Here is a 1,624-nt window from a genome sequence, read left to right on the forward strand (position 1 = left end):
TTTTTTCATTTGTGGGAAAGATCATGGTTGTTCTCTTCTTTTTTGGCCTCGTCGGTTCGAAGGGGAGAATGTTTTATTTTTGGATAACGGCCAGGCCGCGCACTGTTTGTGGTGTGTGGTGGTTGTTTGTCTGTTTTTGTCAGGTTTTTGGGCCTTTCATTGTTTTTTGATTCTTCTGATTTGAAGGGTTTTTGATGGAGGGTTTGATCCTGGCTCAGGACGAACGCTGGCGGCGTGCTTAACACATGCAAGTCGAACGGTAAGGCTCCAGCTTGCTGGGGTACACGAGTGGCGAACGGGTGAGTAACACGTGGGTGACCTGCCCTGCACTTCGGGATAAGCCTGGGAAACTGGGTCTAATACCGGATAGGACCGCACCGTGAGGGTGTGGTGGAAAGTTTTTTCGGTGTGGGATGGGCCCGCGGCCTATCAGCTTGTTGGTGGGGTAATGGCCTACCAAGGCGGCGACGGGTAGCCGGCCTGAGAGGGTGGACGGCCACATTGGGACTGAGACACGGCCCAGACTCCTACGGGAGGCAGCAGTGGGGAATATTGCACAATGGGCGGAAGCCTGATGCAGCGACGCCGCGTGGGGGATGACGGCCTTCGGGTTGTAAACTCCTTTCACCATCGACGAAGGGTTTCTGACGGTAGATGGAGAAGAAGCACCGGCTAACTACGTGCCAGCAGCCGCGGTAATACGTAGGGTGCGAGCGTTGTCCGGAATTACTGGGCGTAAAGAGCTCGTAGGTGGTTTGTCGCGTCGTCTGTGAAATTCCGGGGCTTAACTCCGGGCGTGCAGGCGATACGGGCATAACTTGAGTACTGTAGGGGAGACTGGAATTCCTGGTGTAGCGGTGAAATGCGCAGATATCAGGAGGAACACCGGTGGCGAAGGCGGGTCTCTGGGCAGTAACTGACGCTGAGGAGCGAAAGCATGGGGAGCGAACAGGATTAGATACCCTGGTAGTCCATGCCGTAAACGGTGGGCGCTAGGTGTGGGTTTCCTTCCACGGGATCCGTGCCGTAGCTAACGCATTAAGCGCCCCGCCTGGGGAGTACGGCCGCAAGGCTAAAACTCAAAGGAATTGACGGGGGCCCGCACAAGCGGCGGAGCATGTGGATTAATTCGATGCAACGCGAAGAACCTTACCTGGGCTTGACATATACAAGATCGCGCCAGAGATGGTGTTTCCCTTGTGGCTTGTATACAGGTGGTGCATGGTTGTCGTCAGCTCGTGTCGTGAGATGTTGGGTTAAGTCCCGCAACGAGCGCAACCCTTGTCTTATGTTGCCAGCACGTTGTGGTGGGGACTCGTAAGAAACTGCCGGGGTTAACTCGGAGGAAGGTGGGGATGACGTCAAATCATCATGCCCCTTATGTCCAGGGCTTCACACATGCTACAATGGTCGGTACAGTGGGTTGCCAGTCCGTGAGGGCGAGCTAATCCCGCAAAGCCGGTCTCAGTTCGGATCGGGGTCTGCAACTCGACCCCGTGAAGTCGGAGTCGCTAGTAATCGCAGATCAGCAACGCTGCGGTGAATACGTTCCCGGGCCTTGTACACACCGCCCGTCACGTCATGAAAGTCGGTAACACCCGAAGCCAGTGGCCTAACACATTTT

1 rRNA gene is annotated in these 1,624 nt (G+C 55.5%); it reads left to right on the forward strand.

What is annotated here, in order from left to right:
• Window positions 1–191: 191 nt before the first annotated feature.
• Window positions 192–1,624: ribosomal RNA gene (locus HMPREF2787_RS04270) — 16S ribosomal RNA — on the forward strand; the annotation flags it as partial.

It is taken from the genome of Corynebacterium sp. HMSC061H03, from assembly GCF_001838215.1.
Lineage (GTDB): Bacteria > Actinomycetota > Actinomycetes > Mycobacteriales > Mycobacteriaceae > Corynebacterium > Corynebacterium jeikeium_D.